Below are 214 nucleotides of genomic sequence, written 5' to 3' on the forward strand. Positions count from 1 at the left end.
CGCCGAGGGCGCGGAGCCCTGGGTGCACTCGTGCTCGGCCGGCACCCCGCGGGCCCTGCGGCGCGGCGCCGGCGCCCGCGGGCTCCTGGTCGCCGTCGCCCGGCTGGCCGCCGCCGACCACGACGTGCTCGCCGAGGCGCTCGAGGCCGGTGACGTGGTCGTCCTGGGGCTGGTCCCGAGCACCGACCCCCAGGGGGCCGTCAGCGACACCGCC

1 pseudogene is annotated in these 214 nt (G+C 81.8%); it reads left to right on the plus strand.

Features of this window, described 5'->3' with window-relative positions:
- Positions 1-214: pseudogene (locus QWJ41_RS21750) on the plus strand (methionine synthase); the annotation flags it as partial.

This window comes from Nocardioides cremeus, from assembly GCF_030518195.1.
GTDB classification, from domain to species: Bacteria; Actinomycetota; Actinomycetes; order Propionibacteriales; family Nocardioidaceae; genus Nocardioides; species Nocardioides cremeus.